The 25,573-nt window shown below is 63.5% G+C and carries 23 protein-coding genes; 15 read left to right on the top strand and 8 right to left on the bottom strand.

Annotation, left to right across the window (positions count from 1 at the left end; genetic code table 11):
* The first annotated feature begins 59 nt into the window (after positions 1 to 59).
* A complete protein-coding gene (locus RH858_RS02695; protein WP_259533731.1) occupies positions 60 to 1,676 on the top strand; it encodes a BCCT family transporter in 1,617 nt (538 codons plus the stop codon).
* Positions 1,677 to 1,765: 89 nt separating this feature from the next.
* Here RH858_RS02695 and RH858_RS02700 read toward each other — a convergent pair whose 3' ends face one another.
* On the bottom strand, positions 1,766 to 2,206 hold the full coding sequence (locus tag RH858_RS02700; protein WP_259533732.1) for a universal stress protein: 441 nt from the start codon (positions 2,204 to 2,206) through the stop codon (positions 1,766 to 1,768).
* A gap of 313 nt (positions 2,207 to 2,519) precedes the next feature.
* Between RH858_RS02700 and ilvA the strand changes: the two genes are divergently transcribed.
* Positions 2,520 to 3,755, top strand: a complete 1,236-nt coding sequence (gene ilvA, locus RH858_RS02705) for a threonine ammonia-lyase (RefSeq protein ID WP_310561082.1) — start codon at positions 2,520 to 2,522, stop codon at positions 3,753 to 3,755.
* A 31-nt stretch (positions 3,756 to 3,786) separates the two neighbouring features.
* On the opposite strand, the gene RH858_RS02710 is transcribed toward ilvA, so the two are convergent.
* From RH858_RS02710 to RH858_RS02720, 3 genes are read right to left on the bottom strand one after another with little or no spacing between them, the layout of a single operon-like run.
* Positions 3,787 to 4,683, bottom strand: a complete 897-nt coding sequence (locus RH858_RS02710; protein WP_259533734.1) for a cation diffusion facilitator family transporter — start codon at positions 4,681 to 4,683, stop codon at positions 3,787 to 3,789.
* A 30-nt stretch (positions 4,684 to 4,713) separates the two neighbouring features.
* Positions 4,714 to 5,343, bottom strand: coding sequence for a 5-(carboxyamino)imidazole ribonucleotide mutase (gene purE, locus RH858_RS02715; RefSeq protein ID WP_259533735.1), 630 nt, complete (start codon positions 5,341 to 5,343; stop codon positions 4,714 to 4,716).
* Entirely contained in the window at positions 5,340 to 6,533 is a 1,194-nt protein-coding gene (locus RH858_RS02720) for a 5-(carboxyamino)imidazole ribonucleotide synthase (RefSeq protein ID WP_259533736.1), read from the bottom strand. The genes purE and RH858_RS02720 overlap by 4 nt, the downstream gene beginning before the upstream one ends.
* Before the next feature lie 315 nt (positions 6,534 to 6,848).
* On the opposite strand from RH858_RS02720, the gene RH858_RS02725 reads away from it, so the two are divergent.
* Positions 6,849 to 8,597 (top strand): BCCT family transporter, encoded by a 1,749-nt coding sequence (locus RH858_RS02725; protein ID WP_259533737.1) that lies wholly within the window; start codon positions 6,849 to 6,851, stop codon positions 8,595 to 8,597.
* A 388-nt stretch (positions 8,598 to 8,985) separates the two neighbouring features.
* Here RH858_RS02725 and RH858_RS02730 read toward each other — a convergent pair whose 3' ends face one another.
* Positions 8,986 to 10,803, bottom strand: coding sequence for a flippase activity-associated protein Agl23 (locus RH858_RS02730; RefSeq protein WP_310561083.1), 1,818 nt, complete (start codon positions 10,801 to 10,803; stop codon positions 8,986 to 8,988).
* 149 nt (positions 10,804 to 10,952) lie between these two features.
* On the opposite strand from RH858_RS02730, the gene ribH reads away from it, so the two are divergent.
* Positions 10,953 to 11,357, top strand: coding sequence for a 6,7-dimethyl-8-ribityllumazine synthase (ribH, locus tag RH858_RS02735; RefSeq protein WP_259533739.1), 405 nt, complete (start codon positions 10,953 to 10,955; stop codon positions 11,355 to 11,357).
* Entirely contained in the window at positions 11,354 to 12,502 is a 1,149-nt protein-coding gene (locus RH858_RS02740; protein ID WP_259533740.1) for a pyridoxal phosphate-dependent aminotransferase, read from the top strand. The genes ribH and RH858_RS02740 overlap by 4 nt, the downstream gene beginning before the upstream one ends.
* 39 nt (positions 12,503 to 12,541) lie before the next feature.
* Here RH858_RS02740 and RH858_RS02745 read toward each other — a convergent pair whose 3' ends face one another.
* Positions 12,542 to 13,681, bottom strand: a complete 1,140-nt coding sequence (locus RH858_RS02745) for an acyl-CoA dehydrogenase family protein (RefSeq protein WP_259533741.1) — start codon at positions 13,679 to 13,681, stop codon at positions 12,542 to 12,544.
* Positions 13,682 to 13,831: 150 nt separating this feature from the next.
* Between RH858_RS02745 and RH858_RS02750 the strand changes: the two genes are divergently transcribed.
* Positions 13,832 to 14,641, top strand: a complete 810-nt coding sequence (locus RH858_RS02750) for an RIO1 family regulatory kinase/ATPase (RefSeq protein WP_259533742.1) — start codon at positions 13,832 to 13,834, stop codon at positions 14,639 to 14,641.
* Between the two features lie 53 nt (positions 14,642 to 14,694).
* Here the strand turns inward: RH858_RS02750 and RH858_RS02755 are convergent, their stop codons facing one another.
* Positions 14,695 to 15,708: an aldo/keto reductase gene (locus RH858_RS02755; protein ID WP_259533743.1), complete on the bottom strand. Its 1,014-nt coding sequence runs from the start codon at positions 15,706 to 15,708 to the stop codon at positions 14,695 to 14,697.
* 112 nt (positions 15,709 to 15,820) lie between these two features.
* Here RH858_RS02755 and RH858_RS02760 point away from each other — a divergent pair, with 112 nt between their 5' ends.
* From RH858_RS02760 to RH858_RS02795, 8 genes are all read left to right on the top strand, one after another.
* Positions 15,821 to 16,087 carry a hypothetical protein gene (locus RH858_RS02760; protein WP_259533744.1) on the top strand — a complete coding sequence of 89 codons (267 nt, stop codon included), beginning with the start codon at positions 15,821 to 15,823 and terminating at the stop codon, positions 16,085 to 16,087.
* A 276-nt stretch (positions 16,088 to 16,363) separates the two neighbouring features.
* Positions 16,364 to 16,924 (top strand): helix-turn-helix domain-containing protein, encoded by a 561-nt coding sequence (locus tag RH858_RS02765; RefSeq protein WP_259533745.1) that lies wholly within the window; start codon positions 16,364 to 16,366, stop codon positions 16,922 to 16,924.
* 201 nt (positions 16,925 to 17,125) lie between these two features.
* A complete protein-coding gene (locus RH858_RS02770) occupies positions 17,126 to 17,857 on the top strand; it encodes a 4Fe-4S dicluster domain-containing protein (protein WP_259533746.1) in 732 nt (243 codons plus the stop codon).
* Entirely contained in the window at positions 17,854 to 19,896 is a 2,043-nt protein-coding gene (locus RH858_RS02775; RefSeq protein WP_310561084.1) for an aldehyde ferredoxin oxidoreductase N-terminal domain-containing protein, read from the top strand. Before RH858_RS02770 ends, RH858_RS02775 begins: the two co-directional genes overlap by 4 nt.
* A 6-nt stretch (positions 19,897 to 19,902) precedes the next feature.
* Positions 19,903 to 20,280: a hypothetical protein gene (locus RH858_RS02780; protein ID WP_310561085.1), complete on the top strand. Its 378-nt coding sequence runs from the start codon at positions 19,903 to 19,905 to the stop codon at positions 20,278 to 20,280.
* On the top strand, positions 20,280 to 21,191 hold the full coding sequence (locus tag RH858_RS02785; protein WP_310561086.1) for a cytochrome b/b6 domain-containing protein: 912 nt from the start codon (positions 20,280 to 20,282) through the stop codon (positions 21,189 to 21,191). The genes RH858_RS02780 and RH858_RS02785 overlap by 1 nt, the downstream gene beginning before the upstream one ends.
* A 22-nt stretch (positions 21,192 to 21,213) precedes the next feature.
* Complete coding sequence (locus RH858_RS02790) at positions 21,214 to 22,551, top strand: radical SAM protein (protein ID WP_310561087.1); 1,338 nt, start codon at positions 21,214 to 21,216, stop codon at positions 22,549 to 22,551.
* Positions 22,548 to 23,513: an aldehyde ferredoxin oxidoreductase N-terminal domain-containing protein gene (locus RH858_RS02795; protein ID WP_259533751.1), complete on the top strand. Its 966-nt coding sequence runs from the start codon at positions 22,548 to 22,550 to the stop codon at positions 23,511 to 23,513. The genes RH858_RS02790 and RH858_RS02795 overlap by 4 nt, the downstream gene beginning before the upstream one ends.
* On the opposite strand, the gene tsaA is transcribed toward RH858_RS02795, so the two are convergent.
* Positions 23,510 to 23,944: a tRNA (N6-threonylcarbamoyladenosine(37)-N6)-methyltransferase TrmO gene (tsaA, locus tag RH858_RS02800; protein WP_259533752.1), complete on the bottom strand. Its 435-nt coding sequence runs from the start codon at positions 23,942 to 23,944 to the stop codon at positions 23,510 to 23,512. The two genes, RH858_RS02795 and tsaA, sit on opposite strands and share 4 nt — an antisense overlap.
* A gap of 105 nt (positions 23,945 to 24,049) precedes the next feature.
* On the opposite strand from tsaA, the gene RH858_RS02805 reads away from it, so the two are divergent.
* On the top strand, positions 24,050 to 25,570 hold the full coding sequence (locus RH858_RS02805; protein ID WP_310561088.1) for an aldehyde dehydrogenase family protein: 1,521 nt from the start codon (positions 24,050 to 24,052) through the stop codon (positions 25,568 to 25,570).
* Positions 25,571 to 25,573 lie beyond the last annotated feature (3 nt).

The following is a 25,573-nucleotide window of genomic DNA, read 5'->3' on the forward strand; positions in this document are numbered from 1 at the left end:
ATGAGTCGTTTGGAAACGACCCACATATGGGTTTACGAGAACGTAAATAACGATTAAATATGAGCCAACAACAATCGCAAGGAAAACTGGACAAGTTCACGAGCGAACTGGACTACGTCGTGTTCGGCATCGGCGTAGTGGTGGCAGCACTCGCAGTCGCGGCGTTCATTCTCCGGGAAGAGGCGGCGTCCGCGGCGATGTGGGACGTAAACGACTTCCTGTGGACGAACCTGGGGTGGGCGTACCTGCTCATCATGTTCACCCTGGTCGTGTTCGTCTTCTTCCTCATACTCGGGCCGTGGGGGAACATCAGGCTCGGTGACGAGGACGAAGAACCCGAATTCACGTTCCTGTCGTACTTCGTGATGCTGTACTCGGCGGCGATCGCCGCAGGGATCGTGTTCTGGGGTCCCACGGAAGGCGTCGTCTTCTTCGGCGATCCCTTCGAGCAGGGGATCGGATACCTCGGTTATCCGGGAGAGGGTGAGGCCGCAGTCGCCGCGATGCAGTACACGTTCTTCCACTGGGGGATCTCGGCGTGGACCGGATACGTGGTGATGGCGCTTCCGATCGCCTACCTCGCGTACCGGTACGACGCGCCGCTTCGCATCTCGACGGTGATCGCCCCGTGGGTCGGGCTGGATAACCTCGACAGCGTCTGGGCGAAGATCATCGACATCGTCGCGGTGTTCGCCACCATCGGCGGCGTCGCGACGACGCTCGGACTCGTCGGCTCCCAGTTCCTGGTGGGACTGGAATACGCCTACGGGATCGAACTGGGCGACATGGGGACCGTCATCACGATCACCGGACTGACGATCGCGTTTACGATTTCCGTCGCGGCCGGTATTCGCAAGGGGATCCGTCGGATCTCCTACTTCAACATGGCGCTGTTCGCGCTGTTGATGGTCGTCATCTTCTTCATCGGCCCGACCCGGTTCATCATGACGACCGGGACCGAAGCGGTCGGTAACTACATCAACGACTTCATCAACATGAGCCTCTACACGGAGGCGTCGATGGCCGAGCCGACCGGCTTCGTCGGTGGCTGGACCGTCTTCTACTGGGCGTGGTGGTTCTCGTGGGCGCCGTTCGTCGGCCTGTTCATCGCCCGGATTTCCCGGGGGCGGACTGTCCGACAGGTCGCCTTCACCGGCGTCTTCGCCGCGACCGGCGTGACGATCCCGTGGTTCGCCACGATGGGCGGTACGGCGATCTGGATGGAGGCGAACAACGTCGCACCGATCCTGCAGGTGTACGAGGAGTTCGGCTTCGACGAGGCCGTCGTCGGCTTCCCGATGTTCGAGGCCCTGCCGCTCGGCGGGGTGTTCATGTTCCTGTTCCTCGTGTTGATCACGACGTTCTTCATCACCTCCGCCGACTCGTCGACGCTGGCGCTTGGAATGCTCACCACCGGCGGTGCGGAGAGCCCGTCGACGATCAACCGCGTCATCTGGGGAGCCCTCATCGGGCTGTTGGCCTCGATCCTGATGGTCGTCGGCGGAGTCGACGCGCTACAGGCCGCGGCGATCATCACCGGCGGTCCGTTCGCGCTCATCCTGTTGCTCGCCGTGGTGTCGATGGCTGTCCTGTTCGGGAAGCGCCGTGCGATCTTCCTGCAGGAGGAAGAGTCGCTGCCCGGCACGTCGGTCGACTTCGTACAGGACGACGACTGACGACGCAACCGTTTTTCCGTTTTTTTATCCGGCGATAGCGGCGGCTCCCCCGCAACGACGACAAGAAAAACGAAACTACCCGCGTTGTGTCACTCGAGCTTCGGCCGACGGATCGTCACGACCGGCACGTTGGAGGTGCGGACGACCTTCTCCGTGACGTTGCCGAGGAGATAATCCTCGATCCCACTGCGGCCACGCGTCCCCATCACGATCGCGTCGATGTCGTTCTCGTCTGCGAATTCGATGATCTCCTCGTAGGGCTTGCCCTTCCGGATCGCCGTCTCCGACGTCAGGCCCCGCTCCTCGGCCATCTCGGCGACCCGACCGGTGAGCTTCTCCCCGTACTCCTCCATCTCGTCCATCGTCTCGGCCTGTTTGAGCGACTTCGAGGGGAGCCCGCTCACCTGGGACTCGATGACGTACAGGACGCAGACGTCCGCACCGAGGTCCTCCGCGAGGTCGAGACCGTGTTGTGCCGCCGCTTCGGCTTCGTCGCTACCGTCCGTCGGAATCAGTATCTGATCGTACATGTGTCAGTTGCCTCCGTGACAACTGTAATGACTAACGGTGGTTATAAAATTGTTTGTGTGAAGAGTTGAGCCTATTAGGCATCTTCCCGAGAAAACTCGGTGAATATCAGATTTCTCCCGGAAGAATTCGTGCGTCACGAAGAGTGAGCTCCCGCCGATGCCGTCACCGGTGCACTTATACCACGGTCGCCACGAGTAGCGTCCGTTCGAAGGGGCGCTACCCACAGCGTCGTCACACAGCGGTAGTCACAGCGCGCACCGTGACGACGACGGCTGTGGGCGTCTCGACACACGACAACCGATCACGCGAACGATGACAGAAGGAAACACGCGAGTACGATACGAGGACATCGAACGGGCGAACGAACGGCTGGACGATCCATCAGTGGTAAAGCGAACGCCGGTAGAGCAGAGCACCTCGCTCGGAAAGATGGTCGGCGCTGCCGTCCATCTCAAGATGGAACATCTCCAGTGGACGGGATCGTTCAAAACCAGGGGCGCATACAACAAGATCTCCCGGGCCGTCGAGGAGGGTGCCACGGAGTTCGTCGCCGCAAGCGCCGGCAATCACGCACAGGGCGTCGCGCTCGCGGCGGCCAAGTGTGGGGCGAACTCGACGATCGTAATGCCCCGTAACGCCCCACAGGCGAAGATCGACGCCACCCGGGAGTACGGTGCGACAGTCGAACTGGTCGGCCAGGACTTCCAGGAGGCGATGGCCCACGCGAAATCGCTCGCACGGGAGGGTGACGCGGAGTTCGTCCACGCCTACGACGACCCGGACATCGTCGCCGGTCAGGGAACACTCGGCGTGGAGATGTACGGGGACCTCCCGGCCGTCGACACCGTCGTCGTTCCGATCGGCGGTGCCGGACTGATAAGCGGGATCGCCGTGGCGTTCGATCACCTCTCGCCGGAGACTCGGGTCGTCGGTGTGCAGGCAACCGGAGCGGAGACGGTCCACGAGAGTCTCGACAAAGGGATGCCGGTTACCCTCGAGAACGTAAACACTATTGCCGACGGGATCGCGACCGGCGGCGTCTCGGATCTCACGCTGGGGCTCATTCGCGAGCACGTCGACGAGATCGTTACCGTGACCGACGGGGAGATCGCGAAGGCGATCCTGCTTCTGTTGGAGCGGGCGAAACAGGTCGTCGAGGGCGCCGGAGCGGCGTCGGTCGCAGCGCTTCTGGGCGATCAACTCGACGTCGAGGGCGAAACGGTGATGCCACTGCTGTGCGGCGGCAATCTCGACATGACGATGCTCCGGACGGTGCTCGTTCACGCGATGACCGAGCGCAGGCAGTTGCTCGATCTCCGGGTGAAGATCGACGATCAGGTCGGCGTGATGGAGGAGCTGTCCGACATTCTCGCCACACAGGGTGCAAACATTCACAACGTCCGCCACGACCGATCGGTCCAGGATCTGGAGATCGGCGAAGCGTACCTCGTCTTCGAGGTCGAAACCAGCGGCGTCGAACACGCGAGCGCGATCGTGGAGGCGATCGAATCCGCCGGCTACCCCGTCACCGACGTCACCCGGAGCTGATACGGACGAAAACCGGCTGTCTTCCGGCCGGTCACCGGCTCTCTTTCCACTCTCCGATCCCGCCCGGGTCGAGGTGGACGTGGACGTCGCCGACGTCCGCGATCTCGCTGACCCTCTCCACCAGCGCGGTTTCGACGTCGTGTGCCTCCCGCAGCGTCAGGTCGCCGTCGACCTCGACGTGAACCTCCACCTCGAGGGCGGTCCCGTCGTAGTACACCGCGAGGTCGTGGATGCCGTTGACCGCTGGATGGGACCTGAGCTGTTTCTCGATCTCGGCTCGCCGGTCGACATCCGGAGCCGCACCGACGAGGTATCGAACGTTCTCGCGGCCGATCTCGACCCCCTGGTAGATGACGAGCGCGCTGACGAACGCCCCCGCGAGCGGGTCGAGCCGAGGGACCTCCAAAAGCACCCCCAACACGCCCACGAGCGCCGCGATCGAGGTGTAGATGTCGTTCCGGCAGTCGATCGCCAGGGCCGCCAGCGCAGTCGAACCGAGGTCGGCGTTCACCAGATCGGTGTACCGGTAGACCAGATACATATCGACGATCGCGAACGCGAGCGCCCCGACGAGCAGCCAGCTGAACTGGACGTCAGTCCCGAACACCAGCCCGCGTGCCGATTCGTACAGCAAGGTCCCCCCGAGAAGGACGATCACCGCACCGACGAACAGCGCCGTGAGGGGCTCGATACGCTGGTGGCCGTGCGGGTGTGTGGTGTCGGGCTCGTCGAACCGGCGGCTCCCCCAGACGAACACGACGATCGACGCCACCAGGTCCGCGATGGAGTGAGCGGCGTCGGCGACCAACGCTGCGGAGCCGAACGCCAGCCCCGCCGCCCCCTCGACGATGATCTTCGCCGCGTTACCGAGAACGTTGACGAGGGAGGCTCGCCGGAACCGACCTTTCCCCCCGCCGTCGTCGTCCATGGAAGTACTGTCCGGCGCGTCGTACTTAAACTACTCCGACCGGTCGGCGCCCCACTGCCGGAACCCGTCGATCCCACGATCGTGCAACGCTGTGGAGACCTCGCCGACGCCGTCGACGAGCTCCTCGTGGTACTCGACCAGCCGCCCTTCGATCTCGGGATGTTTCCGGGCGAGGATCTGGGCCGCCGACAGCGCCGCGTTGAACGACTTGCCGGCGTCGACGGCGGTGATCGGCGCGCCGGTGGGCATCCCGATCACCGAGTCGACGGATTTCTCCTGGACGGGAACGCCGATCACCGGCAACGGATACGCGATCGAGGCAGTCATGTTCGGCAGATCCGCCGACTTGCCGCCCGCGCCGGCGACGATCACCTCGATCCCGCGATCGCGGGCCGTCTCCCCGTAGGCGTACATGAAGTCGGGAGTCCGGTGGGCCGAGACGACGTAGCTCTCGAAGGTGAACCGGGCCTCCGGCGGGTCGGCGAAGTCGGTCTGTTCGGCGAATCCGAGTTCGAACAGCGCCTCGTAGGCCCCCTCCATCGTCGGCAGGTCCGAGTCCGATCCCATGATGATCCCGACGTCCGGGGTGGTCTCGGGCTCCCGACGCTGGTCGGCTTCCGATTCGAGCCGGTCGATCAGTTGCTGGACGCGCTCGCTCATTGTTCCTCCACGGATCGATCCTCGACCGTCCCCTGCTTAAAAGTGAGCCCGTCGCGGAGCCGCCGTGCGCGTTCGAGGACGTCGGCACCGCCCTCCTCGTCGGGGGAACGCCCCGTCACGGTGAGATGGCCCATCTTCCGGAGCGGACGAACCTCGCGTTTCCCGTACCAGTGGAGGTGTGCGTTCGGCGCCGAGAGGACGGGATCGACGCCCGAAAGCGTCGCCACCGTCGACTCCTCGACGTCCCCCAGCAGGTTCGCGATCGCCGTCGGACATCGGCGGGTCGTCTCTCCGAGCGGCCAACCCAGCGTCGCCCTGACGTGGTTTTCGAACTGCGAGCAGGTCGCTCCCTCGATCGTCCAGTGGCCGGAGTTGTGGGGGCGAGGGGCGATCTCGTTTACGAGCACCTCCCCCTCGCGGGTCTCGAACAGCTCGATCCCGTAGACCCCTCGTCCGTCGAGTTCCGCAAGAACGTCGCGTGCAACCGCCTGTGCGCGCTCGCGTACAGCCTCGCTCGCCCGCGCCGGCGTCACCGTCTCCCGGAGGATCTCCTCGCGGTGGATCGTCTCGGTCGTCGGATACGTTCGGACCGCCCCGTCGCCTTTCACGCCGATCACCGCGAGTTCTCGCTCGAAATCGAGAAACTCCTCGGCCATGGCGTCGCCGCCGACCGAGTCGAGCGCCGGTTCGGCAGCATCGACCGTCGCGACCGGGAGGTTCCCCCGGCCGTCGTAGCCGCCCTCCCGGGCTTTCAGCATGACGCCGTCGTGTCGTTCGACGGTCCGTCGCACGTCTCCGGCGTCCTCGACCGCCTCGAATTCGGGCACGGGGATTCCGGCCGTCGCGAGTGTCTCCTTTTGAACCAGCTTGTCCTGTATCGTCCGCAGGGTCGACGGGTCCGGCTGAATCGGGACACCGGTTTCCTCGCTGACTGCGTCGAGAAGATCCGGATCCGCGAGCTCGATTTCGAAGGTCAAAACGTCCGCCCGATCCGCGAGCTGCCGTACCCCGTCGGGATCGTCGAAGTCGGCGACGATCTGGTCGCGCGCCACCGGCGCGGCGGGACAGTCCGGCGTCGGATCCAGAACGATCACCTCGACGCCGAGCGGGGCGGCCGCCTCCGCTAGCATCCGACCGAGCTGTCCGCCGCCGACGACCCCGAGCGTCGGTCCCGGTAGTGTCACTGTCACGGCCAGTGGTTGTAGACGATCCTGCATAAGGATTCTCACTTATGAAGGGATAGTTGCACTGTCGTGTGTATTTTCCGGTGATATCCGGCGGTGAACACCCCGCGCGCGGATAGAAGGATTCAAAAATCGGGGGCGGAAACATCCGGAGAGAGCCGGGTCGCGAGTGCGGAGACTCGCTGCTTGGCCCCGGTCCATCGACGCCGAGAGTGCCGCGAGAGCGGTGTGTCCGTCGATCGACAGGAGGAAACAGTCCATGAAACGGAGTACTACCGACACGTTCGACCGAGAGATCGATCACCCGGCGGAGGGAAGGAAATGACCGACGACGACGGGGAGATCGAGGGGATCAGACACCTCTTTACCGCCGACACCGACCACGAGCCGGGGGAGAACAACGTCAGAACGCTCGGGTTCGACGTCCACCCGTACGTCTTCTTCGTCTCCGGGTTCGTTATCGTGGCGTTCGTTCTGCTATCCGTGCTGTTCACCGAGCAGGCGGGCGCGGCGTACGACTGGGCGTTCGAGTCGATCAATCAGTACTTCAACTGGTTTTACGTGATCGCCGCGAACCTCATCGTCGCGGCGGTGGTGTACTTCGCGTTGAGCCGCTTTGGCGACATCCGGATCGGCGGCGTCGACGCCGAAAAAGAGTTCAGCGACGTCTCCTGGCTGGCGATGCTGTTCAGTGCCGGCATGGGGATCGGCCTGATGTTCTTCAGCGTCGCGGAACCGCTGTGGCACTTCGACGATCCGCTGTTCGGCGTCGAGAGCCAGTCGGAGGCGGCAGCCGAGATGGCGATGGTCGTCACGTACTTCCACTGGGGCTTTCACCCGTGGGCGATATACGGTCTGGTCGGGCTCAGTCTGGCGTTTTTCATGTACAACAAGGGGTTGCCGCTTACGTTCCGGTCGGTGTTCTGGCCGGTGTTGGGCGAGCGGATCTACGGCTGGCCCGGCCACCTCATCGACGTGTTGACCGTCTTCGCGACGCTTTTTGGCATCACGACCTCCCTCGGGCTGGGCGCCCAACAGATCAACGCCGGGCTGTCATTCCTGGGCGCTGAGGTGCTGGGTACCCAGATTCCGGTAGCGACACCGATCCAGCTGATTATCATCACCGTCATCACCACGATCACCGTGATATCGGTGCTGGTCGGGCTAGAGAAGGGGATGCGTCGGCTCAGCAACCTGAACATCGCATTAATCCTCGTGATGATGGGGCTCGTGCTGCTCATCGGGCCGGCGTTGTTCGTCTTCTCACTGTTCCCGCAGGCGCTGGGGTCGTATCTGGGCCAGTTCTTCGAGCTGTCGACGTTTACCAACTCCTTTGGAAACGTTCCCTACGAGGGCTGGCAGGGCTCCTGGACCATCTTCTACTGGGGCTGGTGGATCGCGTGGTCCCCGTTCGTCGGGATGTTCATCGCGCGCATCTCGCGGGGGCGGACCGTCCGGGAGTTCGTCTTCGGCGTGCTGTTCGTTCCGGCGCTGTTCTCCTTCAGTTGGATGGCGACGCTCGGGGGGACGGCGCTTCACTTCGAGCTGTTCACAGAATCGACGATCGTAGAGACGGTTACCACAGAGGGCGAGGAAGTCGCCATGTTCGAGCTGTTCACGATGCTGCCGCTCACGCTCGTGTTGTCCGGGCTCGCCGTGGTGCTGGTGACCACCTTCTTCGTCACCTCCGCCGACTCCGGATCGATGGTGCTCGGTCACCTCAGCTCCGGCGGCAAACACGATTCTCCCCGGAACCAGCGCGTCTCCTGGGCGATCGCCGAAGGCGCGATCGCGTCCGTGCTGCTGCTGGGCGGGGGGCTGACTGCGCTTCAGACCGCCTCGATCACGGCCGGACTCCCCTTCGCCCTCGTGTTGCTGTTCATGGCGGTGTCGCTGAAACAGGGTCTCGAAGAGGAGTACCGGATACTCAACTCCGAGGAGTTCTCCGGCCTGATCGAGGAACTGGAAGCGGCCGGCGAGATCGAGGTCGACCGCTCTGGCGGTACCGTGGTAACCGAACTCGCGCCGGCGGACGATCGATCTGACGACGTCTCGACGGACGCGGATTGACTTCCTCTCCGCCCGGCGGCGAAGATTCCTCCGTGGGTAATCGGCGAACGACGATCGAACGGACGAGCGAGCTCTCGCCGTGGATCCGACGAAAACGGACGAATAGTAACTTTTCATATCATAATATTATTATTACTATTTAATTCAAATCCGGAAATCGGACGTGACCCACTACCGTAATTCAGCCGAGCTAGCCCGCAGGTTGTGGTAGTATCGAATCTACGGTTATAACTTTACCCGTAAGTTATGAACTAAGAGCAGAAATTGTTCGGAAGATCGTCTGTCCACCTCGGCCATCACGAGAAGTCGATGTCGATATTTATGTGTAAATAGATATAGTACTATCAGTAATAAATGTCTTTCTGATATGTTCGTCGGGCTGTGAGAGTCAAGACGGAACGGGTCGAGCCGCGGACGCGAGCGCGTCTTCATCGAGGAAGATCGCGATCCGGAAGCCCCACAGCCGGGCCTCGTGTTCGCGGACGACGTAGCCGTCGAAATGTGGGGAAAGCGCCTCGCGGTCCTCGGCGACAGCGATCACGACCGGAGGCGCGCCGTCGGCGACTTCGGCGGGATCGGTGTCGGGAGCGCTGCTTTCCACCTCGGCGCCTGCGCGTTCGAGATACCACGGGAGCGGGAGCCGGTCGTACCACCCGGAACCGGCGGGTTTCTGGTCGTTGTCCGACTCGTTTGCGACGTAAAACGTCGACCCGCGTGTGGAGTGGTCGGCACCGACGAACAGCACGTCCGGGCCGTCCTCGTGAGTGGCGACGATCGCCTCGACGTCGTCGAGGGACTCCCGGAGATCGTTTTGCGGCTGGGCGTACTGGACGAGCTCGGTGTGGTCCGGGTTCGTCGAGTTCCAGTACGTCGCCGTCGGCACGAGCACCCCTGCGAGAGCGCCCAAAAGCAAAATCCCCGCGAGCGAAACCGCCACGGTGTCCTCTGAGACGATCCGACCGGATCCACCCCGGAGCCGATCCCGGAGCGCCGCCACGTCGATCCCCGCGAGGAACTCCCGGGCGACGAACGCGAGCCCGACGGCGGCGGGCACCGTCAACGGGACGACGACGTGGGTCGCAGTCCAGCCGGCCTCGATGTCCGTCGCCGCGGGGTAGCCGACGAAACTCGCGATCCCCCAGTAGAAACAGAAGGCGACGAACAGCCGGTTTCGACCCCCGAGAGTGTCGACAGCCATTCCCACCACGGCGAACACCGAGACGACAGCCGCGGCGTTGGCCATCGTCGACGCCAGCCCGAAGGCGTACTCCAGGTAGTCGTGTTCCTGCATGTCGCCGGTCATCCAGAGGTCGACGAGCTCGCGGGCGCTCCCGGCCGTCGCCTCCTGAAACACGCCCGGCAGAAGCGACGGGTCCGAAAGCGCCGCCCACAGTGCCGGCCGCGGGGCGAAAAACCAGACGACGATCGCGAGGAAGGTGATCGCGAGACCGACCGCGTGACCGGCGGTCCAGGCGACGGTTCGACGGTGCGTCGCCAGTTGTGGCTGCGTGGACCCGTCCTCACCACCTGCTGAATGACGGAGCGTCCGCCAGATATCGGCGAGCCACCCGCGGACGGTGTCCCGGATCGATCGGTCCTCCTTTCTGGCCCGAACCAGCAGGTGATCCACCACCAGTGCCGTCGCGCCGGCGTAACACAGCAGATACAGCAGCGCGTTGCCCTTCGTCGTGAACGCGAGCGCGACGAGCGCGACGGCCGGATACAGCCGACGCACGTCCCGGGTCGAAATCGCACGGATCGCGAACCCGAGTGCGAACACGGAAAACGCCGCCACGAGGACGTCGTTGCGCATGAACCGCCCGTAGTAGACGAGAACGGGATTGAACGCGAGCAGGAGTCCCAGCGCGACAACCTCGAGGTCGTCGAGATGATCCCGAAACAGCCACGCCGCAAGCGGAAGCAGGCCGCCGACGAGGGCGACGACCAGCCGAGCGACGGCGTCCGTCGGCGCCAGTAGATCGAACACCGTCGAGTTTACGAGCGGGAGGAACGGCCCGTGAATGATCGGGTTGTATTCGAAGATCCCCGAGTCCGCGTACCGGAGGGTCCAGTAGCCCACGCGACCCTCGTCCCAGTGGAACACGCGGGTCCCGAGGCCGACGAACCGGACGAACAGCGCTGCGACGACGACGAGTGACAGCGACAGGAGCCTCCGGTCGACGTCGCGTAGCCGCTCGGGGCGCATGTCCGGAAATCCGCCCGGGGGAATACAACGTTTGTGTTCCGCGGCGGCGACGGACGGGGACCAACCGGTGACGAGGAGGGTGCTCCCAGCGAGTGGGAGAACCTGACGGGAACGGTAGTTCTATGATCGCTGCACTGCGTCGTTCGGACATGGTAACGCTCGGACTCGTGGTGGCACAGTTCAACGCAGAAGTGACCGAACAGATGGAGACGGCGGCGAATTCGGCCGCACAGGAGCGCGGCGCGACCGTCGCGGAGACGGTGTATGTTCCCGGCGTGTACGACTCGCCGCTGGCTGCAGACCGGCTCGCGCGCCGGGACGCGGTCGACGCGGTCGCTGTCGTCGGTGCGATCGTCACCGGCGACACCGACCACGACCGGGTGATCGCCGACGCGACCGCCCAGGGACTCACGGAGGTGAGTCTCGACCGGGACACGCCGGTTACCTTCGGCGTCAGCGGCCCGGGGATGTCGGGTGCCGAAGCGAGAGAACGGATCGACAAGGGCGCAGAAGCCGTCGACGCCGCCGTCGACATGGCTGGGGTGAAAGCATGAGCGACGAGTTCGCCGCCCGCGTCGAGCGGGTCGAACCCAGCGCGACACTCGCCGTGTCGAATCTCGCGTCGGAACTGGAGGCCGACGGCGCCGACGTCGTCGACCTCTCGGTGGGCGAACCGGACTTCGACACCCCCGAAAACATCGTGGAGGCGGGCAAGGCCGCCATGGACGCCGGCCACACCGGCTACACGCCATCGAGTGGCATCCCCGGGCTGAAGTCGGCGATCGTCGACAAGCTGACCGGCCAGGGCATCGACTGCGGCTCGGAGAACCTCATCGTCACGCCCGGCGCGAAGCAGGCGCTGTACGAGACGTTCCAGACGGTCGTCGACGACGGCGACGAGGTCGTCCTGCTCGATCCGGCGTGGGTCTCCTACGAGGCGATGGCGAAGATGGCCGGCGCCGACCTCGAGCGGGTCGACCTCGCGCCGCACGACTTCCAGCTGGAACCTGCACTCGAGGAACTCGGGGCTGCAGTCTCGGACGACACCGAGCTGCTCGTGGTCAACTCCCCATCGAATCCGACGGGCGCAGTGTACTCCGACGCCGCCCTCGAAGGGGTTCGCGACCTCGCGGTCGAACACGACGTGACGGTGATCTCCGACGAGATCTACGAGCAGATCACCTACGACGCGGATCCGACGCCGCTTGCGACGATCGACGGGATGGCGGACCGAACGGTGACGATCAACGGCTTCTCGAAGGCGTACTCGATGACCGGGTGGCGTCTCGGCTACCTGTGTGCCCCCGAAGAGTTGATCTCGCAGGCGGGCAAGCTCCACTCTCACTCGGTGTCGTGTGCGGTGAACTTCGTCCAGCACGCCGGGATCGAGGCGCTCGAGGACACCGACGACGCGGTCGCGGAGATGCGCGACGCCTTCAGAGCGCGGCGCGACCTGCTCGTGGACCTGTTCGACGATCACGGTGTCGACGTCGCCGTCCCGGACGGGGCCTTTTATATGATGATACCCGTCGACGACGACGATCAGTCGTGGTGCATGGACGCTCTCGAGGACGCCCACGTGGCGACGGTGCCCGGCGGGGCGTTCAACGCGCCCGGCTACGCGCGGATCTCGTATGCCGCAAGCGAACAGCGACTGCGCGAGGCGGTCGACCGGCTCGCTGACGGCGGCTTCCTGTAACGTCGCTTCCCCGACCTCGCCTCGACCGCGCCCGGACGTCTATAGCCCGAGTTCCCGGCCGATGACGAGGTGCTGGATCTCGCTTGTCCCCTCGCCGATCTCCATTAGCTTCGCGTCCCGGTAGAACCGCTGGGGGGCGAACTCTTCGGTGTAGCCGTAGCCGCCCAGCACCTGCACCGCGTCCTCGGCGACCTCCCTTGCGGCCTCGCTGGCGTCGAGCTTCGCGAGCGCCGACTCGCGGGTGACCCGCTCGCCGCTGTCGTATTTCGCGGCTGCCCGGTGGGTGAGCAGTCGCGCACGTTCGGTCTTCCGGTGCATGTCGACCAGCTTGTCGCGGATCGCGTCGAACTCGCTTATGGGCTGGCCGAACTGCTCCCGCTGTGTGGCGTACTCTTTCGCCGCCTCGAAGGCACCCTGTGCGAGCCCGGTCGACAGCGCCGCGATCGAGATCCGACCGCCGTCCAGCGTCTTCATCGTCTGTTTCCAGCCCTCGCCTTCCTCGCCGAGCAGTCGATCTGCTGACAGTCGGACGCCGTCGAGGGAGATCTCGCAGGTGGGCGAGGAGTTGAGCCCCATCTTCTCCCAGACAGTCGTTACCTCGAAGCCGTCGTCCTCGGGCGACACGATGAACGTGGAGATCCCGTCGTAGCCCGCCTCGGGGTCCGTGACCGCCTTCACGAGCACGCTGTTTGCGACGGTGGCGTTGGTGATGAACTGCTTTGTCCCGTTCAGCACCCACTCGTCGCCCTCCTTCCGGGCGGTCGTGTCCATGTCGGAGGCGTCGGAGCCGGATTCCGGTTCGGTGAGCGCCCACGCCCCCAGCTTCTCGCCGGACGTGAGTGGCTCGAGCCACTCCCGTTTCTGCTCGTCGGTGCCGAACAGCTCGATCGGCTTGCTCCCGAGCGAGACGTGGGCCGCATACGACAGCCCGATCCCGCCCGAAACCCGGCCCAGTTCCTCGGTCACGAGCGCGTACATGAGCTGGTCGCCGCCTAGTCCGCCGTACTCCTCGCCGATTGGAACCCCCAGTACGTCGAGTTCGCCCAGCTGCTCGAAGATCTCCGCTGGAAACCGGTGGTCGTCCTCGATTTCGTCCGCGATCGGCTCGATCTCAGCTTCGCAAAACTCCCTGACGGTGTCGCGGATCATCCGGTGTTCCGCCGGCAGCTCGAAGTCCATACGTTCACGTTCGCGTCCGGGCGCATAAATACCCCGAACGACCGTGATAGACCGCCGGTCGACGCCGAACGATCGTAATAGCCCGCCGATCGACGCGGCCCTCCCGCGTTCGGTGCGATTTATACCTTCCGAGCACGTCGTACCGACGTGATGGAACTTCGCCGCCTGGTTCGTGGCCGCCTCGACTGGCCACGGCTGGAGGCGGTCGCGGTGGAGCTGGCAGAGCGGTACGACCGCGACTGCGTGCACGTCAGGTTCCTGGAGGCGGACAACTGGCTCTCGACGCCGATGGTGCTCGACGAGGACCTGTTCGTGAAGGTGATCTCGCGACAGAACACCCTCGTTCACACCCTGTTTACGACCGGACGGAACCTGGGGGCCTTCTCGGCCGGGACGGAGGGCTTTTTCGAGCGGTTCAAAACCCCCTACGAGATGGCGGAACACGAACTCGAAGCGACCCGGCGGATGCGCGAGCTGGGGATCAATGCACCCGAGCCGATCGAGGCCGTCGAGGTCGACGGGCTCGGCGTGGTGGTGCTCGAGTACCTCCCGGAGTTCCGGCCGCTGGATCGACTCGACGGCGAGGAGGCGCGGGACGCCGCAGTACAGCTGTTCGGCTCGCTGCGGACGCTTCACGACGCAGGACTGGCCCACGGGGATCTCAGAGCCGAAAACGTGCTCGTGCTCGACGGAGAACTGTACTTCATCGACGCCACGAGCGTCAGCGACGACGCCCGAGAGGACGCCCGGGCGTACGATCTCGCGAGCGCGCTCGCGGCGCTGGAGCCGGTCGTCGGCTCCCGGGCGACGATCGACGCCGCGCTGTCGGCCTACTCGACGGACGAGCTGCTCGCGGCGCGGCGGTTCCTGGACTTCGTCGCCATCCGACCGGACCACGAGTTCGACACGACGGCCCTGAAGGGGGAACTCGAAAAACGAGCGGACGGGACGCCACGGTAGCCTGACGGACGGTGAGAGCGACTACAGGCCCTCATCTGGCGCGGCCCTCGCTTTTATAGGGCGTCGTACGGTCCGGCTTTGGCTTCGGTGAGTCGGTCGATCTGCTGAGCGGTGAGGTCGATCGTCGCCGCCGCGAGGTTCTCGGTCAGCTGATCGACCGTCCGGGCGCCCACGATCGGTGCGGTGACGCCCTCGCGGTGGATCAGCCACGCGAGGGCGGTCTGGGCCGGCGTCGCGTCGATCTCCGCGGCGACGGCGTCGAGTTCCTCGTGGAGATCGAAGTTCTCCTCGGTGAGATACGCCTCCCGGAACCGGCTCGACTCCGCCACCCGGGACTCGCCGTCGAGACCGTCTTCGCGACTGTACTTGCCGGTCAAAAATCCCTGGCCGAGCGGGCTCCACGGGCAGACTGCGAGGCCGCGCTGTCGGGCCATCTCCAGGTAGTCGCCTTCGATCTCCCGGTCGACGAGGTTGTACCGGGGCTGGAGCACGGTGAACGGCTCCCATCCCTCGCTGTCGGCGATCGCGTTCGCCCGGGCCACCTTCCAGGCGTTCGGCCGCATCGTCGAGGCGCCCAGATAGTGGACCTTGCCCGACTCCACGAGGCCGTTCAGGGTCTTCATCAGTTCGCGAGTGGTCGTCGCGTCGTCCCACCGGTGGATGTACAGCACGTCGACGTAGTCGGTGTCGAGCCGGTCCAGCAGGGCGTCGATCCGGTGGCGGACGTTCTTCCGGTTGGTTCCACGGCTGTTGGGGTCGCCCTCGCGGATCTGCCAGTAGATCTTGGAGGCGATCGTGAACCGCTCGCGGTCGCGCCCGTCGAGCCACTCGCCGATCCACCGCTCGCTGTCGCCGCCGCCATAGACGTCGGCGGTGTCGATATACCGGCCGCCTGCGGCCTCGTAGGCGTCCAGCAGTTCCGTGGCGCGCTCTTTTCCGATCTCCACGTTCCCCTCTTCGGTCTCCCTGCCGAATCGCCAGGTACCGAACTGCAGTTCGCTCGTGTGGATGCCGGTTCGGCCGAGCGGGACGAAGTCGAGATCGATCTCCTCGATTGGCTGTGTCATCAGTGTAGCGTTGGTGGGTTCAGGGAAAAGCCTGTAGCAACCGGAAACCTCCGGCGGGATGGCCAGCCGCAACTCGCGTACGTTTATTAGTGGCCACCAAGTAGCAGGCGGTATGGAACCGGGCCGGTTCGTGAGTTACGTGTTCGTCTACCTGGGGATACTGTGGCTCGTCGAGTACGCCGTCTTCTACCCGCTCCAGTTCGGGTTCCCGGACGTGATGTATCTGGGCGGCGGCGTGTTCTTCCTTTGGTTCGGCTTCTACAGGCGACTAAAGCCCGAAACCCACGAGAAACATCCGAAAGAACACGGTATCGAGTCGTACGGGTTCGCCCTCATCGCGGTCGTGCTGACGGTGATCTTCCTGTTACAGCTGTTTTGACGGCCGAGGTTCGGTTCACTGTGCGGTTTTGTGCGACAGGGCGAGTGTCCCGAGAGGAGAGACTGTACCCGAATATCCCATTATTTGTTATGTTATTTAAAACCGGAACGGATTAAGGGAGACGCGTATGTACAGGGGTGGTAATAAATACACGTAAAGAATAACCCGCCCATTCAAATTATGTCATCCGCACTCCACCCAGAACGGGACCTAAAGCTCGAGTTGAGGGTGACCCCACCAAAATCGTGCGAGATACACAAACTCGACGGAGAGATCGTGAGTGTCAACCAACATCCGACGCACGGTGGATTCTACTGTGAAATCGTCTATCGAACCGACGAAGGGGACGAGAAGACGTTTCACACGTTCAAAAAAGCGGGCTGTAACTGTCCCGCAAATGTCTTCGCGGAACACGGCTGCGTGCCGACGGTGACCGGAGTCGACAGGGACAGCTGCCTGGTGACGACGTTTCTCTCCTCCCGAGAGCAGGCGACAGATCTCCTCGAAGAGCTGTCTGACCACACCGAAAACCTGGCCGTACGGCGCATCAGCGACAACGGGATCAAAAACCCGAGCGATGTCGTCGACTACCAGTCACGTACCATCGACCTCTCAGAGCTGACCGAAAAACAGAAGGAAGCGATCCAGCGCGTCTCCGATGCAGGTTACTACGAGCAGCCGCGCGAGACCACACTCTCGGAGGTGGCCTCGGAGCTCGATATCACCCAGTCGGCACTCTCTCAGCGGTTGCGGGCCGGTGAGAACAAACTGTTCCAGCAGTTGTTCGCAACTGACAACGGACGGGAAGACCGAGTGGAAGAAGAAATCGGAACGTAACTGTCCTGTACAGCAGATAGCGAACGTGTTTGCCAGATCCTCGTGTAGACCATCAAACGAAGACGGATACGTAGATGTGCAATCCTTTTGGATAATTTAAACAGCAGTATTAAAACAGTAGATTGTTTATATACTTCTTCATATAAAGTACTTATCTCTAGAAGAGTCACCGTTTCGCCCGTCGATATCCTACCACTTGGTATGGGAAATCAACCCCCAGAACCGGACGAAGGAACAGTTCCAGGAGATGATACGTCCAGGAGAAGTTTCCTGAAAGGAGCCGCCGTCGGAGTGGGTGCGGCAGCGGCCGGTGGGTCCGCCGGCTTTCTCGCGTTGCGAAACGAAGACACCGGCGACGTCGCGGCGGCGATGCCGGCTTCCGAGGGATACCTGTTGATCGATCCGGAGAAATGCGCGGGCTGTCAAAGCTGCATGCTGTCGTGTTCGGTCGGTCACGACGGCGAAGCGAGCCTCTCACAGTCGCGGATTCAGATCGTCGAAAGTCCATTTAAAGGATTCCCGGACGACATCGACGTGAATCACTGTCGGCAGTGCACGTATCCCGCCTGTGCGGAAGCGTGCCCGACGGACGCGCTCCACGCCGACGAAGAGACAGGGAACGTGAGGTTCGTCGACGAGGACAAATGCATCGGCTGTGAGCGCTGTATCGAGGCCTGTCCGTACGACCCCTCCCGTGTCACCTGGGACGTGAACAGCCAGACGGCCAAAAAGTGCGATCTCTGTGCTGACACCCCCCACTGGAACGAAGAGGGCGGCCCCGACGGCTCGCAGGCCTGTGTGGAAACCTGCCCCGTCGACGCCATCAAGTTTACCGAACAGATTCCCGCACAGGTCGGACCCGGTGCCTACGAGATCAACCTCCGGGACGAACAGTGGGCAGAACTCGGTCTCTACGCAGGTGATGCCCTATGAAAGGACACGCCGGAAAAATCCTCGACATCGATCTAACGAACCGCGAGATAAGCACTATCGACACCAGCGAGTACGAAGAGTGGGTCGGCGGTCACGGGATGGGAACCGCCATCTTCTACGATCGGGTCGAGGACAAGACGATCGACGCCTTCGATCCCGACAACGTCATCACGATGATGACCTCCCCGCTTGCGGGTACCGGCGTTCCCGCAGCGTCCGCCAGGACGGAGATTCAGGGAATCAGCCCGCAGCCGTATCCCACCGAGTGGTTCAACCGGAGCAACTTCGGTGGGCGGTTCGCCTCGATGCTGAAATACGCCGGCTACGACGGCGTCATCATCCAGGGCGCCGCCGACGAACCCGTCTGGGTGAACGTCGTCGACGATCAGTTCGAAATTCGCGACGCCAGCGACCTCTGGGGTCTCGGTACCTGGGAAGCACAGACCGAGATCTGGAGCGAAGTCGGCCAGCGCGGCTGGAACCAGGTCGACGAGACCCGCGATTCCGGACGGACCACCCAAAAGCCTGCCGTCGCCTGTATCGGTCCTGCGGGCGAGGCCGAGATACGAATGGCGACCGTCCAACACGACGCCGGCAACGGCGCTGGTAACGCCGGTTTCGGTGGCGTCCTCGGCTCGAAGAACTTCAAGGCGATCAGTGTTCTCGGAACGGGCAGCATCGAAATCGCCGACCCTGCAGAGCTGCTTGAAGCACGTCTGTGGGCCCAACGCGAGTATTCGTACGATCACGACGAGGATATCCCACAAGTACGGGACTTCTACTCGTTCAGTCGATCTCCTGGCGAAGGGGATCTCGGAGGGGTCGTCGAAACGAAGGCACGGCCCCAGGGCTGTGTCGGGTGTCACAACACGTGTCGCAAACGAACCGCGAGCTCTCACGGGAACGAAAGTTCCTGCGTGGAGGCGGTGTACTACTCCGGCTTTGATTCCGCAAAACACGGAGAGACGACCGCTGAAACGGCCAAAGCAGCGGACGTCGTCCAGCAGATGGGGTTCAACGCGTACACCCTGAACGCGGGACTCCCGTGGCTCGAGGCGCTTCACGAGCAGGGCGTTCTCGGCGAAGACGGAGAAATCGAGGCCGACCTCCCCTGGGACTCGCTCGGGGAGGCGAGTTTCGTCGAGGAACTCGTACAGAAGATCATCGACCGTGAAGGGATCGGCGAAGCCCTCGCGGAAGGCAACGCCAGGGCAGCCGAAGAGTGGGGCCGGCTGGAGCAAGATCTCGAATCGGGACTGCTCACACTCTTTGCATGGGGATACCCACAGCACTACGACGCTCGAACCGAAGTCGAATGGGGGTATGCGACGATACTCGGCGCCAGGGACGTCAACGAACACGACTTCAACTGGCACGTCTACTGGCAGCCCCACATATCGATCCTGACCGGCGAGGAACCGCCAGTCTCGGCGGAAGAACTCGCGAACATCATCGAAGAGAGCACGCCTCCCCACAATGTCGTTCCCGACTACGGCGACGAGGCGATCTACTCCGAGGTGGCCGCAGAGCGCAACTCCTGGCACCGGCACTACAGTCGGTTCTACAAGCAGAGTGCACTGTTCTGTGACTGGGCGTTTGCAGACTTCACTAGCCCATACACCGACGACAAGTCCGGAATCACACCCGAAGGCGAAGAGCGGTTCTTCAACGCAGTCACTGGTATGGACATTACCTTCGAGGAAGGGATGGAAATCGGCCGCCGTATTTGGAACCTCGAACGGTCGATCTGGACGCTTCAGGGCCGCCACCGCGACGACGAGGAGTTCGCAGCTTACAACTACGAGGAGCCGGCACCTGGTCCCTACTACCTCCCTGCGAAGGTCGACGGCGAGTGGGAGTACATCGACACAGGTGGGCGGAAGCTCGATCGCGGGAAGGTCGAGGAGTTCAAGACGTTATACTACCAGGAGGAGGGCTGGGACACTGAAACCGGACGTCCTACTCGAGAAACCCTCGAAGAACTGAATCTCGGCCACGTGGCCGACGAGCTCGAAGCCGAAGGGAAGCTCCCCGGGTGATCAGCAATGTCCGAACTACCCCCACCAGGTGAGGAGCTCGCAGAGCGGTTGATGCGGAAGGTCGACTTCGAAGACCGGTTCGTCGGCATCGACATGCACGGACACAAGGGGAACACGAAAGAGCGACTCTATTCCCTGGAGTCGATTTCGACGTTCGTCGGCGTCGACGACAAAGAGTCACTCCAGATACACGGCTCGAGTGCGTCGATCCGCTACGTCGACTTCGAAGAGCTCGCCGAGTGGCTGGAATCAGTCCACGACGATCAGGAACTCGCCGACGCAATTCGACGCGAGATCGCAAAACACGACAACTTCAAAGACAAGGCGCAAGCCGTCCAGCCGTTTCTAGAAAAACGGCTCAAGCAGGCGACGGAGGTGACATGATGAACTGGAGACGTCCGCTAATCGTCGGGGGGCTGCTCGTGGTGGCAGTCCTCGGATTCCTGCTCGCGGAGGCAGCCGCCCAGCTGTACCTCTGGCAGCCCTACCAGGCTGGGACGTACTTCTACGAGATTCTCTTCGAGAGCCAGGCGTGGATGATACCGGCGGCGATCGCGCTCGGACTGATCTTCGGCGCCGTCTACGGCACCTCGGAGAAGTCCAAACAACTGTCCGAGGATCCCCCCGAACGTGACGGGTTCATCCAGCGGCACGCCGCTTTCGGGGCGTTCCTGGAACACTGGGTGGCGACTGTCGGAATGATCCTGCTGGTGTTGTCGGGAATTTGGCTGGGCTTCCTGTTCGTCCCCCGGCTGGCGGGTACGACCGAAACCGTCGGACTCGCGCTCAACGTCCACTGGGTCGGCACCGGACTGCTCGTGTTTGCCGTCTCCTATCACGTTTCGGCGCTGTTTATGGGCGCGCACCGAGAGATCGTCCCGGAAGCCAGCGACTTCCGCAAGGCGGTTCGGGACGTCGGACACTATCTCGGGATGACCGACGCGCCCGAGGCTGACAAGTACAAACCGATTCAGAAGGTGAGTTACCTCGCGTGGGGCGCGCTCGTGGGGATCATGGCGATTACGGGTGTCCTGATGGCGCTGGATTACGTCGCCGCAGTCTCGGGGAGCGTACGGGCAGCCTCGACGTTCCTGCACGAACTGTTCGCGCTGTTTACCATCCTGTTTTTGCTGGCACACGTGGCGATCACGCTGATGCCGTCCCACTGGGCGATGTTGCGCTCGCAAGTGACAGGATGGATGCCAGCCGACTACGTCCGCGAAAAGCTCCCGCGCTGGAACGTTCAGCGGCGAACCGACGGCGGGACGGAATCCGAGGAACCGCCGAACCCGTGAGCGCCGATCCACCCACAAACACATGACCGACGTCCTGCTGTTCAACGCGCCGGTGGAGCAACCCCGCGGGAGTGCCCACGCCGGCCTGCACCCGCCACTGGGGCTCGGCTATATCGCAGCTGTCCTTCGAGACGCAGGCTACTCCGTGTCGGCGCGAGATCTGAACGTGACCGGGTTGAACCCGCAGCTGATCCGGCGCGTCGTCTCGCGAGAGTCACCGGCGATGGTGGGAATCTCGGCTCACACCGAGACGTACCCGAACGGGCTAGAGATCGCGGATCTCACGGAGGCGGAAGCGCCGACGGCCGCCGTCGTCATGGGCGGTCCCCACGCGTCGGTTACCTACGAGCAAACGGCGGTAGAACCGGCCGTTGACTACGTCGTCCGTGGGGAGGGTGAGTACGCGATGCGCGATCTGGCAAGCGTGCTGGTCGGACGCGACGATAATGACCAGGACGAACTGGTCGCCGAGATCGAGGAGGTTCCCGGACTCGCGTATGTGTCCGCAGACGGTAACGTCGTGGCGACCCCTGAGCGGCCGATGATCGAAAACCCGGACGAGTTGCCGTGGCCCGCCAGGGACCTCTTCCCGCTGGAGCTGTACGAAAAACCCGGAAACGTCCTCTTTTCGAGAGGGGGCTGTCCGTTCAGCTGCCACTTCTGTGCGGTAAACAGCATCTGGGTGGACCGGGCGCGGCGGTTCCGCGACCCGGAGGCAGTCGCACAGGAAGTCGAGCATCTGCTGGTCGATCACGGGCTCCGACAGATCAACTTTGCCGACGACACGTTCACACTCCGGAGAGACGCCGTCCTGGAGCTGACCGACCGACTGGAAGCAATCGAGGCGCCGTTCCCGTGGGACTGGACGTGCTCGACCCGGGTCGACCTTGTCGATCGGGAACTGCTCGAACGGCTGGCTGACGCCGGCTGTTCGGGTATCCAGTTCGGCGTCGAGGCGGGCTCTCAGGAGATTCTGGACGCCACGGGAAAGAACATTACGCTGGATCAGGCCAGGGAGGCGGTCAGTGGGGCCGCAGCGTTCGGGATGGACGTGCTCGCCTCCTTTATGTTCCCCCATCCCGATGACACCGAGTCGTCGATCCGACAGCAGGCGGAGTTCATGAAGGAGATCCGCGAACTCGGCGCCGACATCTCGATCGCATTTACGACCCCGTATCCGGGGACAGCGTACGCCGAGATGACCGCCGAAAGCGACCTCGAAGTCGCCGCGGACGACTGGAACGAGTACGACGCCAAACACCTGATCATGTCGACCCGGAACCTCTCGTTTCCGGAACTCGAAGAGCTGTTCGAAGAGCTCGTTCGGGATGTTGGCCTGAAAAAGCGGGTGACCGCATGACTGACTCGCGTTTCCCGGACGGACACGTTCTCGAGGTCGACCTCACGAACGAAGAATTGTCGCCGTACGAGGTTCCAAAAACCAGGGCTGGACAGGTTCTGGGTGGGCGGGAGCTCGGGTTGCGTCTTCTGCAGGAGGAACAGCCGTCCGAATGCTTCCCGTTCGACGAGAACAGCGTGTTGGTGTTCGCCGTGGACACGTCTGCCGAAACGAACAGTTCTGACGACGCCCGTCACTGGGTCGGGGGCGTCTCACCCCGGACCGGTGATCCTGGAGGATCGTGGGTCGAGGGACGGTTCGGAACGTCGTTAACGCGAGCCGGTTACGCCGGGATCGTCGTCCGCGGACGGGCAGACGCGTTGACGACGCTCGTCGTCGAGGACGGAACCGCCCGGCTCGCCAAAACGACTCACCTCTGGGGTGCCAAAGTCGACGAATGCGAACGAGTATTGACCGCCGACGGTGGCGTGTGTGCGTGCGTCGGTCCGGCCGGAGAGAACTTCGTGAAGATCGCAGAGATCGTTCACGACGGCGACTGCCCCACGGAAGGGGACGGGCTCGGCGCAGTTATGGGCGCAAAGCGCCTGAAAGCGATCGTCGTCGACGGCGGCGTCCCGGTCAGCGACAACCAGTCCGGCCACGGTACCGTGTGGTCCTTCCCGGAGGCCACCCCCGAAACGGCAGCCGAGATGCGCCGTCGTTGTCGACAGTACGGCCTCGACGCCGGGCGGGTGGAGGCTGCCGTCACCGTCACGATCGACTCCCTCGAGGCATACGACTGGAGCGACGGGAACACACTTCTCGAACTCCTGGAACGGATCGCGTACATGGACGGAATCGGGGAAGTTCTCGGGGACGGAGTCGAGTCGGTTCACCGGCACCTGGGAAGCGACACCACCGGATCGGAAAGCGGCGCCATCCCGTCGCCTCGCACCGACGGCGGTGCCGAACGGCGCGACTAACCCATCCACCCGATCTCCAGTTCGTCCAGATCCGTCATCTTCGGGGCGTACGGCTTGATGTCGAGGATCGGCGTCCCGTCGACGAGATCGAGGTTCGAAACCGAAAGCTCCGTCCCGGAGATTCCCCCCAGTTCCACGATCGACGTGCCGATCGGGTTCGGTCGGACGGGACCCGAGGTGGCGAAGATCCCCACCTCCCCGCGTGAAGCGATCGGGGTGACCCGGAGTCGCGTCTCCTCGACCCGGTGCAAATGCGAGACGAGCACAACGTGTGAAAACTCTTCGAGCCCCTTCAGCCCGGGCTCGTACTGGGGCTCGATGTGGACCGTTCCGGAGGCGTCGACGAACTCCTCGGACGGACGCGGGACCTCCTCCGGCTTCGAAAACGTCGATTCGACGACGCCGATCGGCTCGTACGTGACCGGTTCCATACTGGAAAGAACCCCCGGAAGAGGTAACTGCTTTCGGTTTCAGCACGGGGACACTGGGCCAGGGGGAGATGCCTTTTTGTCTCGGCGGCCGTTCCGTACGGATACATGTCCGACCCGTACACACATTACATCGACGGCGAGTGGACCGACGGCGCCGGCGAGGAGACGTTCGAAAGCGTAAACCCCGCGACAGGGGAGACGCTCGGGAAGTTCCGGCGCGGAACGCCCGCCGACGTCGACCAAGCCTCGCGGGCCGCCGGGGAGGCGTTCGAGGAGTGGCGAGAGATGTCCCACATCGACCGTGCGGAGTATCTCTGGGACATCTATCACGAACTCCGGGAACGGACCGACGAACTCGGCGAGATCCTCACCAAGGAGAACGGAAAAGAGATCAGCGAAGGGAGAGCCGATGTCGTCGAGGCCGCCCACATGGTCGAGTGGGCCGCCGGGGACGCCCGACACCCGAAAGGCGACGTCGTGCCATCGGAGATCCCCGAAAAGGACGCCTACATGCGGCGCAAGCCGCGGGGCGTGGTCGGCTGCATCACGCCGTGGAACTTCCCGGTGGCGATCCCGTTCTGGCACATGGCCGTCGCGCTGGTCGAGGGCAACACCGTCGTCTGGAAGCCCGCCGAACAGACGCCGTGGTGTGGCCAGGTCATCGCCGAGATGTTCGAGGACAGCGGCATCCCCGAGGGCGTGTTCAACATGGTGCAGGGCTTCGGCGACGCCGGCGCGGCGATCGTCGACCACGACGCCGTCGACACGGTGCTTTTCACCGGCTCGGCGGAGGTCGGCCACGAGGTCGCCCAGAAGGTCGCCGCCGATCCCCAGAAGCAGGCCGCCTGCGAGATGGGCGGGAAAAACGGGATCGTGATCACCGAAAACGCCGATCTCGACGTCGCCGTCCACTCGGCAGTGATGAGCTCGTTCAAGACCACGGGCCAACGCTGTGTCTCCTCCGAGCGCCTGATCGTCCACACCGACGTGTACGACGAGTTCAAAGAGCGGTTCGTCGACGTCGCGGAGGACGTCGCCGTCGGTGATCCGCTGGACGAGGACACGTTCATGGGCCCGCTGATCGAGGAAGCCCACGTCGAGAAGGTGACCAAGTACAACGAACTCGCCAGGAACGAGGGCGTGAACGTGCTCGTCGACCGAACCGAACTGGAGCCCGAGGAGATTCCCGAGGGCCACGAAGCCGGTCACTGGGTCGGGCCGTTCGTCTACGAAGCAGACCCCGACGAGAACCTCCGGTGCACCCACGAGGAGGTATTCGGTCCCCACGTGGCGCTGCTCGAATACGAGGGTGACATCGAGCGCGCGATGGAGATCCACAACGACACCGACTACGGGCTGGCGGGCGCGGTCATCTCCGAGGACTACCGCCAGATCAACCACTACCGCGATCACGCGGAGGTCGGTCTCGCGTACGGAAACCTGCCGTGTATCGGCGCGGAGGTCCAGCTCCCATTCGGCGGGGTGAAGAAGTCTGGGAACGGCTACCCCAGCGCCCGCGAGGTGATCGAAGCCGTCACCGAACGCACCGCCTGGACGCTGAACAACTCCAGGGAAATCGAGATGGCGCAGGGTCTCTCGGCGGACATCAAGACCCGCGAGGAGTAGCGA

The organism is Halalkaliarchaeum sp. AArc-GB (genome assembly GCF_031432225.1).
Lineage (GTDB): Archaea > Halobacteriota > Halobacteria > Halobacteriales > Haloferacaceae > Halalkaliarchaeum.